The sequence below is a fragment of the Paenimyroides ceti genome (assembly GCF_030409925.1).
This window is the reverse complement of record NZ_JAUFQU010000001.1, coordinates 391,290-407,258: the sequence shown is the minus strand read 5'-3', so window position 1 is coordinate 407,258 and position 15,969 is coordinate 391,290. Positions and strand designations below refer to the sequence as shown.

Sequence of the window (15,969 nt, the reverse complement as noted above, 5' to 3'; positions counted from 1 at the left end):
AATGGATACTCTTTACAAAAAAGAATTGGGATTATAACATCCCTTTTACAACTGTTGCATAGAAAGTAGTTATAAAAAAAGCTCCGGATAATATCCGGAGCCCGTTAATATATACGTTGTATCGTATTATTTAACAATCATTTTTTGTTGTGTTACCGTATTTCCTGATTCAATTTTGATCAGATAAATTCCTTTTGCCACATTTCCTAAATCAATAGTTTGATCAGATGTAACAGAAGCAGCTAAAACTCTTTTTCCAAGTGCGTTATATATTTCTACATACGCATTGCTTTCAGCATTTCCAAAATCAATACGGAAGTTTCCGTTATTTGGATTTGGATATACATTCACCTCTTTTACAATTGCAGGAACTGCCGTGTTATCTGTAGGCATCGATTTTGTTTCACGAGCTGCTCTACAGGTCCATTTAATGTCATCAATGATGACTCTGTTTCCTGAAACTTCTATTTCTAAAAGAATTTCTGTCGCTCCTGTAGGTAACATTACATTTACTGATGCTTCCTGAGCTGTCTCAGAAGACACATTGATGCTGCTACCCATAGCTGTGCCGTTGATATAAACTTTTACAGTTGAGTTTCCTGTAAATACACGTTTGTAATTAAATGTCAATACACCATCTGTTAACTGAGTAGCAGGGATAACAGTACTAATTTTCCCAGTACTTCTCAAGGCAATTGCCGGACCGTTTAACGTTTGATCTGTACGTGCCTGAGTAGCCTGCCATGATACCTGATTATCTCCTGTCCAGGTTCTGGTTGTATAGTTGGTTTGAGAGCTTCCCATATTAGTAAATGTCTCTACAATACCACAATCCATTGCAGCAGGAGTTTCGAAAGATTCAGTAGCAGGAGTTTCTGCATATACCGGACCGCTACAGTCTGTATTGTTGTAAGGGAATACGGCTACATGATATAAAGTACCCGCTGTAAGATCTGTCATTGTAAAGGTGCCAGGGTTACCTTCGTACACCACTACTGCACTTCCGATAACACTGCCTACTGTATATGACTCATTCGTTTGAGGATGTACCGTTATTGCAGAAGTACTTCTCAATACCAGATAACGATCTGCAACTTCAGAACCAGCGTCAATAGTAGCAACAGCTCCTGACTGAGTAACTGTATTCTGAGGAACTTCAATTGTTGCCACTGCTGTTGGGGTACTACATGCTTTTGCAACTTTTGCTTCTAACATCAAAGTACATGTTCCCGCATTACTATCAATGGTTACTACATCCTGAAGTGTAGCTGTTCCAACAAATTTTACCGTTACGAGTAACTCTTCGTTTGGTGAAATTGGAGCAAGACCTGCTGTTTCAATTTCATAGCTTAAAGTGTCATTTACAGTAATACTATTGATGATCAAATCTTCAGATATTCCTTCATTTTTAATTTTGAATGTTTTTATCACACTGTTCTCGGGACCTTCAGTTGTAGTTCCAAAATCAAGAGTATAGCTTCCACATGGCTGAGCGTTGTCCTGTGCATCATATAATTGTAATGCTACCGGTTGGGTCGGTGCTTCATAACACGTCCAAGAAAGATTATCTATAACTACTCTTCCTCCGCTGCTGCTGGTGTTTACAATTTCTATAGTATTGTTGGCATTACCCGGAACATTGATAACAGTTGCAAATGTCTGAGCGATATCTGAATCTACATCTACAGCATCATATTCTGAACCGTTGATCAATATTTTGATTACTGAGCTTCCGTTAAATACTCTCTTATAGTTAAATACTAAAGTACCAATTCCTGAAACAGGCGTATTGTTTTTGATACTTCCTGCACGCAAAGTTACAGCAGTTCCCATTAACTCCTGATCTGCTCTTGAGTCTGTTGCTGTCCAGGAAATACCTCCTAATCCGGTCCAGTTTCTTGTGCGGTACGTTCCTGCACTGGTAGCATCAATAGCATCAAAAGACTCTAAACCTGCTGTACAAGCCAATGTAACTTCTTCTCCCCTTGCAAATTCAACATAAGCAGGACCTTCTGTACAGTTTTCTGCGTTATATGGAAATACAAACAAATAAGGATTATCTTCATAATCGATTAAGGATACCGAAAAATTAGCATCAGATCCATTATACACTACAGTACCTTCACCAAAAGAACTACCTGTCGTATAAGTAGTACCATTTGCAGGAGTCTGTGTTAATAAGTTGGTTGGAGCCATAACTGCCAGATAACCGCTTGCCGTAACTCCGGTTATCTGAACATCAGCAAAAAGTGCATTGTTATTTACAAAAGAAATAACGGGTGTATCTACTGGAGCTGTACATGGCTCAACACCTGTTCCTACTAAAAATATATTACATTCTTCTGTATTACTGTGAATGTTAAGTAGAGCTGTTTTATTACCCGCTGTAAGGTTATTGAAACGTACCAATACGATATTTGAACCTCCCTGAGGCGCTACTACAAACGAAGAAGCCGGTGAAACAACGGTAAAATCAGCTGCATTCGCACCTACTATAGATAGAGAATCTACATTTAACGGTGCCGTTCCGGTATTTTTTATCGTAAAGATAGCTTCCTGACTTGTACCTACTGCAGTGTTTCCGTAATTCATAGTAAAAATTCCACAGTCCACATTTGTATTGTTACTGTCCACTAACTGTAATTGTGGTTTCGGAGTAACATCGCCAAAACATGTCCATTGTATATCGTCAATAATAACACGGTTACCACTGTTTCTCAATTCCAAAAGAATATTACCTTCTGTGTTAATATCGTTAATAACAGCCGTTTGTTCTGTTTCAGAAGAAACAATAATAGTACTTTTTTCAACTCCGTTTACGAATACACGCAAAGTAGAGTTTCCTGTAAATACTCTTTTATATTTAAACGTCAGTTTCTGCATTCCTCCCGGAATAGCCAGTGTATTTTTCAAAATTCCGGAACGCAACGTTATAGCTCTCCCGTTTAAATTCTGATCAGTACGGGCATCTGTAGCAGACCAGCTAATTCCGTTGTCACCGTTCCAGGTTCTAAGGGTATAATTGGTCTGGCTGCTGCCTATGTTAGAAAAAGTCTCTCCACTTTCACAACTATCCGCAAACAGTTGTTTAGAGAAATGCGGCATATACTCATACGGAGCAGCCATAGCCGGATCTGAATTTGTTAACTCAGCTGATGAATGTACATCTGCCGTTCGTTCCAAACCGGACATCGTCTGTATTCCTCCAAAAGAAAGGAAAGATGCTCCGGCAAGAAACAATACTTGAAAGAATCGTTTTTTTGACATAATGAATACTAATTTTTAGGTTAATGGTTTTGGTTTTAGAAAGAGTACCTGCAGGGTTTCTTTTTCTCTACCAAAATTATCTCCTGTAGTTTAGCTAAATGCAATTTTAAGAATAAGTATTCATCAATATTAAAAAACACAAAAAACACCATAACAATGAATAAAAAGTCAATATATGAAACGGATTTGCGTTATTTTATCTTAATCTATTGTCTTTATACAAATCAAAATTTGTTAATTTTCAGTTAATGTAAAAACCATGAAATAACAGAATGTCCGTCATAGAGACGGACATTAACCTAACAATGAATTTGAATTTCGGAAACTTTAGCCTCCATTTATTTCTTTATTATTCTTACAGTTTTAACAGCGTTGTCAGCCTGAATCTTTAGAATATAAATACCCGGTGTATAAGCACTTACATCTATTTCAGAAGATGTAGCCCCATCAATTACTAACTGTCCGTGCATATTATACAATTGATACTGATATTGATCCGGTATGTTTTGGGTTTCATATTTTATATAGACTTTATCTGTAGTTACTGTAGGATAGATTTGCCATTGGGCGATCTCAACTTTTTCGATACTCAGCGCTGTCCAGGTATTTTCTGCCTCAGGACCGTTCCATATCAATGTAGCGAGATACGGATTATCTATAAATGGATTGCGGTTACCCTGGAAAACCTGTATTACGTCATTTCTTTTTCTTTCTAATGCACTTACGGGATCCTGCTGGTTCCATTCCAGAAATATATCGGGCATATCATTAAAACTGCTATAGGTAATGCTTCCGGTTCCTATAACAGTTGCCGGGCATTGATTCGGATAACGCAGATACATATACATCATCATACGGGCAATATCTCCTTTCCATTCATCTCCGGGATAAAAGTTACCGTTCGCTACTATTGCTGCGTTTCCGCTACCGGATGCGAATTTACGGTTACTGCGTGAATTGTTCATCTGATTATCAATCGGTCTCAGGTTATGTGCATCAGAACCTGCATTTTCAAATCCGAGATTAGGGGTACCCAATGATCGTGGAAAAACGTGTTCTCTTACCCACAAGCCATTACAATCAGAAGTGTGACAGCTGAGGTTTTTATCACGCGTACGATCAGTACTGGCATTAGCATCGGTATCATTATATCCGTAAATCAAAAGCATTTTTGAGGACCCCGGGTTCTCCAGATCAGAAGTTTTAAGCAAATTCCATACATCAGGTGTATAGTTGAGCTGAGTAGTGTGGGTATTCTGAATAAGTTCAGACAACTGGTTTTTTAATCCCGTTGCTGAGGCGGTAAAATCAATGGAACTGTAATATTCCGGAATTTGAGCATAGCCGGATGCTATACACGCCCAAAGAAAAAATTGGGTTATTTTTAATCTCATAGTAGTAGGTTTTTTGAATTTGCGTATGTAAAGTAGGGAGATGCTTTAAAACACCTCCCAACAAAAAAACACAAACAATGAAAATAAACTATTTTAAAGGTGATACATTTTGACCTTTGATTCCCTATCATCACATAAAGTGTAATTCAGAAAGAATTAAAGTAGAAAAAATCAGAAATGACAATATGTTTGTGTTACTTATCGATTTTATAAAAAATCTGAACACATGGATTCTCTGATCAAAATATACGCAGGGTAATTATTTAATGATTATTTTTCTGACTGATGTCTTATTGTTTTCTGCTATTTTAAGCGTGTAAACGCCCTTACTCAGCATACTGATATTTATAAAATCATCCTGAGGTAAGGTTGTTTCTAACATCTTTTTGCCTAAAAGATCGTAAAAAACAATCTCTTTTGCCCGATTTTCTTTAGAAGAAATATAAAGTCTGTCCGTAGATAAGACCGGATTCGGATACACTTTCAATCCATCAATTCCATTTTTTTCAATAGAAGCAGCATCAGCAACCACTACAGAAAAATCGTCATAATAAATATAACCTCCTACCTGTGAAGCAGAACCTCTGTATGTTCTTGCCTGTAATCTCAAATGAGTAGCTGTAGAAGGAGCTGTAAGTATATGTTCAACCTTTTTCCATTCCGGACTGTCTTCAGAAAATGAAGTTTGATGCAGTACAGCCATATGATGTTCCGGATTATTCGGATCTGTAAGCGCTGTAGTGCCACTCATCCAGTTAGACCATGTACGCGTTGTCGCTTTCGGATCATTATCCAGAAACCAATAGCTGATCACATAGGTTTGTCCTCCGGTTACCTCAACCAATTCGCCTCCAATGGTTTGAGTTCCATCCTGAGAGGTATGTCTCGCAGAAAAATTTCCTGATTTTTTAATGACAGCTTCTTTGGTAAGAAAATTATTTACAGAAAGAGTTCCTGTCGTAAACGGGCCGAATGCCTCTGGTTCTGTATCGCTGATCCAGCTTTCAAAACCTCCGTTTTCTACCAGATTCTGAGCCTTCACCTGCCCGAACAGTGCAAACGATACAACCGCTAAAATGTAATTAAACTTCATAATAATTCTATTTTTTGTTTATTTACAAATTAAGCGAACCAATATTAACTGAATAAAAACCAATTATTAATTAATTAATAATCATTCATTTACAACATAAAAATAAAAACCTATAACCATGTTCTTTTCTTAGAACTGTATTTATAGTTGGATACTACACAAAAGTTAAAATAATATTATCACTTTAAATTCTACATTTTAGGATAGCAACCGTAACATTTTTTATTATTATATTTACAATCAAATAGTTACTAAAGTTTATTTATTCTTTAATGAACTTTTCTAACTTACTTCTACCAGATTACGTCACAACATAGTATTTAAATACCTTTAATAAGTTCGGTTCAGGTATCTCAAATTGGACAATAAGTTTACCGATATTTCTTTCGGTATTAATAAAATATTGATACTGTTTCTACCGCAAAGTCAAACAATAAACATAATAAAGAAATTTTTATAATATCATGAAAAATAAAAACAAAAACTGGATTTTATACAGTGGTATAGTAGCTGTTCTATTAGGATTAGTTGTGTTATGGTCTACAAAAACAGAATACTACCACTCAAGATTAAACATGGAAACCAACTTTATTACACTGCTGTTTTTTTCAATAATTATAGCCCCTGTTTTTGAAGAGCTCGCTTTCAGAGGATATTTTACCCGTAGTAAAAAAATACAAATACCCTCCCTTATTCTATTGCTTGTATATGTACTCATTTCTTTTAACTTTATAAATCTTATTCTTTTCCTTGCTATCCTTACATTTATATTACTCAACAACGGAAAGGAAAATAATCTGATTTTCTTTTTCTCGATTCTCCTTTTTGGTACCATCCACTATCAGGTATCCGATTTTACATCATTGTCTGCTTTCTATACGATCCTTTTTCAGCTGGGATTAGGAGCCATCCTATTATGGGTTGTAATCAATTTCAATCTCAAAAGAGCGGTGCTTTTACATGCTCTCTTTAATTTAGTTATGCTTAGTTTCACCTATTTTTCTATCATGTATAAAACTGATTTTTCTGAAAAAAGAATAGAAAATGATACAATACATGTAGTCTGGAAAAAAGAGTTTAACCTCTATCCAAAAAATGAATCATTAATACTAACCGATAATTCCTTTAAAGCTCAAAATTATACTCCCTTATCTTTATACAAGGCACTTCAAAACAATAAGTCATCTAATAAAATAAAAAATCTGTTTATTAAAGAACCGTTAATGAATTATTCGATTGATTTTTCTTTAAAGGATAGCCTGAACGTTGATAATGATGAATTAGCAAAGAAATATTTACAATTTTGTATTGATAATGGCATCTTAAAAGATGTAACCGATAAGTAATGTTAATAAATGAATTCCAAATATGCCTAAAATACTTATTTTACTATTCATCTTGTTTTTTATTCTTGTTCAGATTAGTTGTTTAATAATAAACAAATACATCTTCAGAAGGTAAAATAGCAATTGACCTAAAAAAACTGAACCGGGTTTAAGCAACAAATATTCCTGACTTTGAATAATAGCTTCTTTGGTAAGAAAATTATTTACAGGAAGAGTTTCTGTTGTAAAAGGGGCAAATGCCTATAGTTCCGTATCGCTGACTCAGGTTTCAAAACCACCGTGTTTACCAGATTCTGAGCCGTCACCTGACCGAAAATTGCAAACGAGACAGCTACTAAAATGTAATTGAGCTTCATAATAATTCTATTTTTGTTTATTTACAGTTAAGTGACCCAATATTAACTAAATAAAAAAACCAATTAATTAATCATCATTCATTTACAGTATAAAAATAAGAATCATATTCATGATCATATCTTAGAACCATATTTATGGTTTCATACTACACAAAAGTTAAAATATTATTATCCTTTTAAATTCTACACTTTAGTGTAGCAACCGTTACATTTTTTATTATTAGATTTACAATCAGACAGTTAATAAAGTTCATTTATTCTTTAATGAATCTTTTTTACTTACTTCTACCAAATTAAGTATTTGAATTGCATTATCATCCCAGATAAGGTTTAATCATTATCTCACTAATTTAAAGCTTGTGCTTTTAAATTTTTGATTATTTATCATACTGCTGCTAAGTAGCTAAAAAAACATAAAACCGATTACAGCGGTATACCTGTAAGAAAAACTTATAAATATTTTAAACTTTTAGTCATGAAAAAAATGATGTTATTTTTATTTTTGAGTATTTCACTTCAAATAAATGCTCAAAGTCTAGACAATTTAAAGCAAAAGGCTCAAGAAAATGGCACAGAAATTATAGATATTGAAATGTCTATTCTAGAAAAATCTCATGAAATTAACAAAGAAGTATTAATGCTTAAAAGTTATTCACAAGATTACAAAGAAGGTACATATGTATTCAGTTTACCTCAGGATGATTATAATATACATAAATATAATTTACAAATTTTAAACAACATATATAATAATTTACTACCTGAGTTGATCAGTTATTCTAAAGAATACTTGCAAAACTATTTAGGTTTGTCTAATGATGACATTGAAATGCTCGATAAATTATATTTGACTAACAATAAAACTCCTAATTTCCCATTAATACATTTTAGTGGTTCTCAGGTGCCTGAAAATAGTAATTTAAAAAAAATAGATACTAATATATATGGTAATAAACCAGTATATAAAGCATCATATAAAGATGTTCTCCCAACTTATATGCCAAATCTAGAAAATGAAATTTTACCTGTTATAGCATTAAGTTCTATTGAACTTAGATTAAATTATCCAGACAGATTTTTCACAAAAGAATTTCCTAATTTGAATATTGATATTCCAAACTACGAGTATAAGACCAGTGAAATCACTTGGAAAGAAATAGCATTCTGTGCAGCTGTCGCTATTGGAGCGGATTTTTTATGGGGAACAGCAGGTCTAAATGGAAATCAAGGTAATAAATGGACTAAAAAAGCAATTATAAAAGCATTTGGTAAAATTGCTTCTAGGATGTTAGGTCCAGTAGGAACCGTAATAGCAGTAGGCTCTTTTGCAGGTTGTTTATGGGAAGCTTCTTCTGATTAATAATATAAAATATGCCTAAAATACTTATTTTACTATTCATCTTGTTTTTTATTCTTGTTCAGGTTAGAAACTCTTATAAGCTATACAAAACCCGAAAAAGTAAAAACATTTGGTTTTATATAGATGTTGTTGCTATCATTTTGACCTTTGTAATTTCGTCTTGGGTGCTGTATTATTTTGTTTTCTAACTATGAATACTCTGATTAAATATTGCAGAATAATAGCGGTTTATAGTTTGGTAGCAGCATTTTGCATCCGTTTTCTTCTTACAAGATATTATTGTATTGAAAATATGCTGTGGATTACGGCAGCTATTTCTTTATTGATTGCTATGAGTTGCTTAATAATAAATAAATATATTTTCAGAAAGTAAAATAGTAACGATAGTAATTGACCTTAGAAATTTGAACCGCATTAAAAGAATAATGAGTCCATATATTGGGCTCATTTGTTTTATTGCATTTTTAAAAAACAGAAAATTGCGAGGTACACTATTTAAAATAATCCACAACTGTATAACTACCATCTTCATATTTTTTCAACAATTCCTTTATATAATATTTATGCTGTACGCCGGTCAATACAACAATGCGCTTACCCATATTTTCATTGGCAATACGGATGATATTAATGGCCATAGAATTATTTCGTAAATCCCAGAAATTACACCAAAGCCTGTAACCGTTTCTGTAGGATATTTTTTTACCGTCAGGTTTTACAATAAACCGTTTTGCAAAATAGTCATTCTCAGACGTTATTTTTTGCAGTTCATTATGTTGTATATGTTGCCGTATGCGGTTGATACTGTCAAACTGTTCAGAATTGAGCTCCTTAAATGTTTTATTACCGTATGCTTTCAGCTCAGTATTGGCATGCAAATAATCTGCATAAATTTTCATTTCCTTTTTATTCAAAAGTTTTGCCTGATAAAGACTATCCAGTAAATCAATCGTTTCCGCATCAGCAGGTACCATACCGTGTTTTCTTCTGTATTCATTACGCCCTTCAAATTCAAAAGGCAGATTCAGTGTTTTCGGATATTTTTTTAAATACCAAAGCGTTGCATTCTGTTCGTTTGAATCCGGCTCAATGTCATCCAAAAAAGTTTTGATTTGCTGGCTGTCGTTCTCTTGTAAAATAACATCCGGTTTTATCTGTTCCAGAATATCAAAAAGAATTTCAGGTGTCAGTATTTTAGATTTTTTATGTACTGTTCCAATAAGGTAAATTTCTGTTTGCGTCTGTGCTGTAACACAATACAGCGACATAAAAAAAAGAATGAGGTATAGTTTTTTGTACATGGTTTTTTATTTTTCTGATAACATCATAGAATTTAATCAAAAATAATTCTTTTTATATTATCAAAATACAGTTCAGTAAAAGCAGACCGGCAAAGTAGCAACATGGTAAAAAATGCTACTTTTTAATCTTCAAAAGGGTCTCATACATTTTTCTAAAATACGCAGGATTTTCATAATGGAGCAACTCTGCTACATCATTTACAGAATATATTCCTTCATTAAGCAGTTCTTTAGCAAGATTCAATCTTTCGTTTCTGTAAAACTTTGCAGGAGTCGTTCCATATACATGTTTATAAATGGCTTTGTATTTAGACAATGACATATTGGATCTTTCTGCAAGTTCCCGGATTCCTATAAAGGGCTTAGTAAGATCCGACAATAAAAATTCCTGGCTTTGGATAATAGTTTCAATGTCCTCATTTTTCACGAGGGATACCCGGTCAAATTCTTTAGAATTTAAGCGATCAACTAAATAAGTCAGCAACCGGTAACAGGCAGCCGTAAGAAAAAATTCATAGGAAGCACTGTCCAATTTTCTCTCTTTGAGAGCACTCAATACAATCTTACTCTGACTGTCTATATAACTATAATAAAACATTGAATTTTTATTTTCATCAAACAAATCTGTAAGTGTACTCTCTCTGTCTTTGATGTTCAGCAGCTGTTTTAAAAAATCTTTTTTTATCAGCAACCGTAAAGAATAGAAACTCTCATTCATACGGGCAATATAGGAACTCTTTATATTGCAATCTACAATTCCAAAACCCAGATTTGAATCCATTCCTATCTTATGAGCAATTCCATTGATGACATGAGTATTCATCTTATTACTCAAATCATAATAAATAATCCATAAATCATCATCTGTAGGCATTCTTGTGAGCTTTGCCGGATTGGTTACGATGGTATCAATGAGAATAACTGACATTACATCCGGAATAATTTGTAAGGTAAGAGACGCCGGATTATACGTTGTACCATCAGGCATATAAAGGTATTTATTTTCTACGAGTTTTGCTCCGAGCTCCTGTACAAAAAGTTCCTGCCATTCAGGTGTCAGAGAAAAGACATGTTTAAACTCTTCCTGATTTTTCATACGCTGTGTAATTGTTTTACAAATTCTTTGGGGGTCATTCCGTAATATTCCTTAAATCTTTTTATAAAATACGAAACACTTTGATAGTTTAACCGGCTTGAAAGCTCATTGACATCAGTATCTTCGGTTTCAAGGAGATTTTTAGCAAGTTCTATTTTATTTTTTATAAAAAAAGACTTCACACTTAATCCTGTTATTTTTTTAAACAGCATTTTATATTTGGTGGGAGACATAAAGGCTATTTTTGCCAGAGGTTCAATACCCGGAAAATCATCATGAAGTGACTGGATCAATAGTTCCATAGTAATATTGATGCGGTATACATCTTCACTGGACATTTTACTGACTACCGGAGCATTTCCTTGCGAAAACTGATCGATACAATCTCCAATCAGGGCATATACGGTGCTTTTATAGATATAGTCATAGAACGGTGCTTCATATGGAATTCTGCGCAATTCCAATATTCTTGAAAGGCTTTCTTCAGATATACGGTCAATACGGGTGATGGTATTTTTCTGTGGATCAAAAAAATCTTTGATACCGGGTTTAAAAGCGGTCATTTTATCCAGATAATTGATAAGAAAATTCTTTTTTATAAAAATGCAGAGCGTATAAACCGATGAATTTTCCTTAATGGCAAAATCACTGTCAAGCGAACCGTCAAATATAGAAAAACGATATTTCCATTTACCTGAAGACTGAGGATTTCCATCAATGAGAAAATCAAGTTCAATATCCGTAATATTAAAGTAAAGACCTAAAAAGGAAGCATCATTATTTCTCAGCGTAAAACTAACCGTCTGATCATATTTTATATCCATAATCATAGAAGAAACCTGAGGATCAATTTGAGAAAAATAACAAACCCCTTTCATTTCATCGGTTGCTATATTTACAAGTTGTCCTTCGATAGTTGCTCCCATAGCTATGGCAAAATCTTCTACCCAGTCCAGAGTGGCATTAAGCCGGTAAGGTATTGTTTTCATCTCCACTTTTATTTTTCTAATAAATATTAAAATAAATAATTCTTATTTATTCTGCATTTCCTTTCAATCATAAAAGTAAGTGTTTATTTCTCTTTGTACAGAAAATAAGCAATCAAAAGAGTAATATTGACCATCACAGAAAATGCATTGGAGATAATAATAGGCCATTCTTCTCTCATGATTCCATATACAACCCATAAAGACACACCGGTGAGTAAAACAGCAATCATCATCCAGGAAAGATTTTCAACCTCTTTTTCTTTGAGTACCTTGATCAGTTGGGGAATCATTGAAACTGAAGTAAGTATTCCCGCAATAGTTCCAATAACAACTTCCATAATTATTCATCTATAAAATTAAACACCTCCTGTGCTCTTTATTAAAAATACAAAAAGGAATTGAAATGAGGGCTACTTTTAGTATTGCATCTTATATTGAAAATTGTAGACCGCCCCTATCAATCCAATTTCCTGCTTTTAAGTAAGTCTAATTATTTAAAACAGCCGTATTCTTTTGAGCTGTTCACTTTCGATTATCAATTTATCCAATCTTGACTGTCTCGTTTTTTCTTGCTTTGCTGACATAATCCAGTGTACCATTACCTTTCTATAAGAAGGCGGCTGTTGCTTAAAAAAATCCCATGCCAATATATTTTTTTTAAACTGATTTTCATATTGTGCTGCCAAAGCCACTGATTCGGTTTCATGAGAATATATACCCGATTTATCTTCTGTTCTCAAAGCAAATGCTTTTTCACCTTGTGGCAGCATACGTCCATTTTTCCGAAGTTCTTCTACCTTTTTGATATTGACAGCACTCCAGATGCTGTTTTTCTTTCTCGGTGTAAAACGAATACAATAACGCGCTGCATCAATAGATTTCCGCACCCCGTCTATCCATCCGAAACACAAGGCTTCATCAACGGATTCAGACCAGGTCATGGATTCTTTTTTGGTACTGACTTTATAATAGCCAACTACTAATTCTGTTTCTTTCAGATGATTGTTTTCTAACCATACTCTAAACTCTTTTGGAGTGGCAAAAAAGATAGCTTCCATTACATAATATTGTTTACATATTAAATTTCCAGTGCTGAGCGAAATCCTCTTGCGGCGTAATAAGAAGAAGCTCCGTTGTGATATACAAAAACCGTATTGTATCTGCGATCTGCAAAAAGAGCTCCTCCAAGTTCTCTGATAGCAGCAGGAGTTGCTATCCAGCTAGATGTTTTTAAATCCACTTCACCTGTTGACTGCAATAGACGATATTCCTGTTCTGTCAGCATACGCACACCCATTGCAGCGGCCATACTCATAGCATCGTCATGTGGTTTGTGCTCTTTTCTGGAATCCAGTGCTTCACGGTCAAAGCAAACACTTCTGCGCCCTTTCGGGCTTTCAGCAGCACAATCCATAAAGGTATAGGTATCCGACTTTTTATCATATTGGACAACATCAGGTTCACCTCCCGTTTTCTCCATTTCATTCAATGACCAGAGTTTCTCTGTATTCGTTTCAAGTTTACTCTGTATTGCTGCCCATTTTATTTCTTCATGCCGATTCATGTTTTGATTAAAACGGGCTTTTAAAATTTTGAGAATTTGGGTCGTTTCCTCAGCAGACAATTGCTTGTGATGATTATTTGCCATCTTTATTATTTTTGGTTATAAAAAATGTTTGTTTTGAGTACTTTTTTTCAAAAAATTTTACGCACCTCATCTTACCCGTTCAGCAACTTATGCTTTTTAATAGGAATTCCTTTTCTGATAAGCCGGGCATGGTACGAACTGGGAATGTCATTCTGCCATTGAGGCAGTAGTAAGACAATAAGAATAACATCAAGCTGCGAGAAAATTCCCCAATAAATCATGAGTTGCATCGGAAGTCCTGCATATTCAAATCCGATTAGAGAAACACAGGCAATAAACAATATAATACCCCATATTTTAGATAGAAAAGCATGAGTGCAGGTTTCCTTTCCAAATCGTATAAAGCTTATTAGATAACATAGAGCCTCCATACCAAGCAGTGCAATAATACCGGCTTTATGCATTTTCATGAGTTCCGGATTGAGTATAAAACAACTGACACCTATTGCAAGCCAAAATACCATATCTACCTGACTGTCCATACGGCGTAACCCCACGGTTGATATTTGCTGCTTCCTCGCAATAATACCGTCAAAGATATCAGATATAAGTCCCAGAAACATTAATATTAAAATCAGAATTCTGGAAGCATCTCCAAGCTGATAAGCAAAAAAAATAATTAACGGAGCCAATAACAGCCGGAAAAGAATAAGCAGGTGCGGGATTTTCATATATACTGTTTTTTTGGATGTACTCAAATATACATAAAATAGTAATACTCATTTTGTCTGCTTAAATTTCAAATTCAATCAAACTTTTTCATATTTACCAAAATAACATTTTTATATATTTTTAACTTTTTATTAAAAAAATATTCAGTTGAAGAAATCCTCATTATACTTATAAAATATAGGAACACCACCTATAAACAAAAACACTAAAGCATTCAATTAATAAACTTTAACATTTTATATTTTATTTTATGTTAATATTTTATACTTTTACAAAACCCGAAACACATGTCAACAAAAAAAACAGATGAAGTAATGTCAAATTACCTCTTCTCTATTTTGATTTATCTTTAACTAATATCTAAAAACTTTATTATGAAAAAAGTTCTAATTTTGTTAATGACGGTGTCATTATTCATGTCTTGTGATTCGGACAGCACATCAAATGAAAACAATCTGGCAAATGGTGCCAAAATCGGATCAACCTTTGATTCCATGAGACAAAAAGCTCTGATTGAGATGAATCAGGGAGGTACTATTCACTACAGCCCGGATCAGGGAGCAGTTTATAAATTAAGAAACGGTACTACGATCCATATTCCACCTCACTCCATCGTAACCAAAGATGGTGCTGAGATTGACGGCCCTATTACAATCGACTATATTGAGATTTTCAGAAAAGAACAAATGGCTATTGCCAATACACCGACTATGGGACAGGTACCAGATAGTGAACAAAAAGATTTACTGGTTTCCGGAGGAGAGTTCTATATTGACATTAAATTTAATGGTGAGCAGGTAGAAATTATTGCTCCTGTAAAAGTAAATATTGCGACTTCAAATTCTGAAGCTGATCCGAATGGAATGAACTTATGGAATGGAGAAACAGATAATAACACAAACAATTTCACATGGAACCTGGCAGACCCTAATGACTTGATTTTTGAAGGTTCAGGTCCTGTATTCGGTGGTGAAGGTAATGCCGGAGGGTTCTATGATGTATTGATCCAAAACTCAAGCAGCCTTGGATGGTGTAATATCGATAAATTTGCACAGTTCCCTGATCCAAAAACCCGCATCAGAATCATTGTACCTAACGGATTTGATCAAACGAACTCTTCTGTATATCTGGCTGTAAGAAACCAACCAAATATGCTTGCACGATTTGATATGTTTTATCCATCGAATAATGTGTTTGAAGAGCACTATGGTTTAGTACCGGTAGGTTTGGATTGTCACTTAATTTTTGTTGGTGAGCAAAACGGACAATATGTTTACAGTATCTTATCTACAGCTATTGGAAACAATGCGACTTATAGCATTCCAAGTGGTAGTTTGATTACAGCATCTTCTTACCATCAGGTAGAAAATGCCATCAGTATCTTACCTTAATCACATATTTTCATTCGTTTTTCCAAACACAAATGTGTGAAATGCTAAATCAAAAA

Annotated in this window: 16 protein-coding genes; 5 read left to right on the top strand and 11 right to left on the bottom strand. The window is 34.1% G+C overall.

Annotation, left to right across the window (positions count from 1 at the left end; genetic code table 11):
- Positions 1–126: 126 nt before the first annotated feature.
- From QW060_RS01785 to QW060_RS01775, 3 genes are all read right to left on the bottom strand, one after another.
- Positions 127–3,267, bottom strand: a complete 3,141-nt coding sequence (locus tag QW060_RS01785; RefSeq protein ID WP_290362003.1) for a choice-of-anchor D domain-containing protein — start codon at positions 3,265–3,267, stop codon at positions 127–129.
- Positions 3,268–3,605: 338 nt separating this feature from the next.
- Positions 3,606–4,661: an endonuclease gene (locus tag QW060_RS01780; protein WP_290362002.1), complete on the bottom strand. Its 1,056-nt coding sequence runs from the start codon at positions 4,659–4,661 to the stop codon at positions 3,606–3,608.
- Positions 4,662–4,920: 259 nt separating this feature from the next.
- A complete protein-coding gene (locus QW060_RS01775) occupies positions 4,921–5,754 on the bottom strand; it encodes a T9SS type A sorting domain-containing protein (RefSeq protein ID WP_290362001.1) in 834 nt (277 codons plus the stop codon).
- A gap of 464 nt (positions 5,755–6,218) precedes the next feature.
- Between QW060_RS01775 and QW060_RS01770 the strand changes: the two genes are divergently transcribed.
- Positions 6,219–7,100 (top strand): CPBP family intramembrane glutamic endopeptidase, encoded by an 882-nt coding sequence (locus tag QW060_RS01770; RefSeq protein ID WP_290362000.1) that lies wholly within the window; start codon positions 6,219–6,221, stop codon positions 7,098–7,100.
- A 203-nt stretch (positions 7,101–7,303) separates the two neighbouring features.
- Here QW060_RS01770 and QW060_RS01765 read toward each other — a convergent pair whose 3' ends face one another.
- On the bottom strand, positions 7,304–7,456 hold the full coding sequence (locus QW060_RS01765) for a hypothetical protein (protein ID WP_290361999.1): 153 nt from the start codon (positions 7,454–7,456) through the stop codon (positions 7,304–7,306).
- Between the two features lie 475 nt (positions 7,457–7,931).
- Between QW060_RS01765 and QW060_RS01760 the strand changes: the two genes are divergently transcribed.
- From QW060_RS01760 to QW060_RS01750, 3 genes are read left to right on the top strand one after another with little or no spacing between them, the layout of a single operon-like run.
- Positions 7,932–8,816, top strand: a complete 885-nt coding sequence (locus tag QW060_RS01760) for a hypothetical protein (protein WP_290361998.1) — start codon at positions 7,932–7,934, stop codon at positions 8,814–8,816.
- Positions 8,817–8,827: 11 nt separating this feature from the next.
- On the top strand, positions 8,828–9,004 hold the full coding sequence (locus QW060_RS01755; protein WP_290361997.1) for a hypothetical protein: 177 nt from the start codon (positions 8,828–8,830) through the stop codon (positions 9,002–9,004).
- Positions 9,005–9,006: 2 nt separating this feature from the next.
- Positions 9,007–9,189 carry a hypothetical protein gene (locus QW060_RS01750; RefSeq protein ID WP_290361996.1) on the top strand — a complete coding sequence of 61 codons (183 nt, stop codon included), beginning with the start codon at positions 9,007–9,009 and terminating at the stop codon, positions 9,187–9,189.
- A 118-nt stretch (positions 9,190–9,307) separates the two neighbouring features.
- Here QW060_RS01750 and QW060_RS01745 read toward each other — a convergent pair whose 3' ends face one another.
- The 7 genes from QW060_RS01745 to QW060_RS01715 all read right to left on the bottom strand — a co-directional run bounded on the left by QW060_RS01745 (position 9,308) and on the right by QW060_RS01715 (position 14,521).
- A complete protein-coding gene (locus QW060_RS01745) occupies positions 9,308–10,117 on the bottom strand; it encodes a hypothetical protein (protein WP_290361995.1) in 810 nt (269 codons plus the stop codon).
- Between the two features lie 115 nt (positions 10,118–10,232).
- Positions 10,233–11,213, bottom strand: a complete 981-nt coding sequence (locus QW060_RS01740) for a helix-turn-helix domain-containing protein (RefSeq protein ID WP_290361994.1) — start codon at positions 11,211–11,213, stop codon at positions 10,233–10,235.
- The gene (locus tag QW060_RS01735) at positions 11,210–12,202 is read right to left on the bottom strand and encodes a helix-turn-helix domain-containing protein (RefSeq protein WP_290361993.1); all 993 of its coding nucleotides are present in this window, start codon (positions 12,200–12,202) and stop codon (positions 11,210–11,212) included. Before QW060_RS01735 ends, QW060_RS01740 begins: the two co-directional genes overlap by 4 nt.
- 83 nt (positions 12,203–12,285) lie before the next feature.
- Positions 12,286–12,540 (bottom strand): SemiSWEET transporter, encoded by a 255-nt coding sequence (locus tag QW060_RS01730; RefSeq protein ID WP_290361992.1) that lies wholly within the window; start codon positions 12,538–12,540, stop codon positions 12,286–12,288.
- 156 nt (positions 12,541–12,696) lie between these two features.
- The gene (locus QW060_RS01725) at positions 12,697–13,260 is read right to left on the bottom strand and encodes a YdeI/OmpD-associated family protein (protein ID WP_290361991.1); all 564 of its coding nucleotides are present in this window, start codon (positions 13,258–13,260) and stop codon (positions 12,697–12,699) included.
- 20 nt (positions 13,261–13,280) lie between these two features.
- The gene (locus QW060_RS01720) at positions 13,281–13,850 is read right to left on the bottom strand and encodes a DUF4256 domain-containing protein (RefSeq protein ID WP_290361990.1); all 570 of its coding nucleotides are present in this window, start codon (positions 13,848–13,850) and stop codon (positions 13,281–13,283) included.
- A gap of 71 nt (positions 13,851–13,921) precedes the next feature.
- Entirely contained in the window at positions 13,922–14,521 is a 600-nt protein-coding gene (locus tag QW060_RS01715) for a CDP-alcohol phosphatidyltransferase family protein (protein WP_290361989.1), read from the bottom strand.
- Positions 14,522–14,896: 375 nt separating this feature from the next.
- Between QW060_RS01715 and QW060_RS01710 the strand changes: the two genes are divergently transcribed.
- Positions 14,897–15,913 carry a hypothetical protein gene (locus tag QW060_RS01710; protein WP_290361988.1) on the top strand — a complete coding sequence of 339 codons (1,017 nt, stop codon included), beginning with the start codon at positions 14,897–14,899 and terminating at the stop codon, positions 15,911–15,913.
- Positions 15,914–15,969 lie beyond the last annotated feature (56 nt).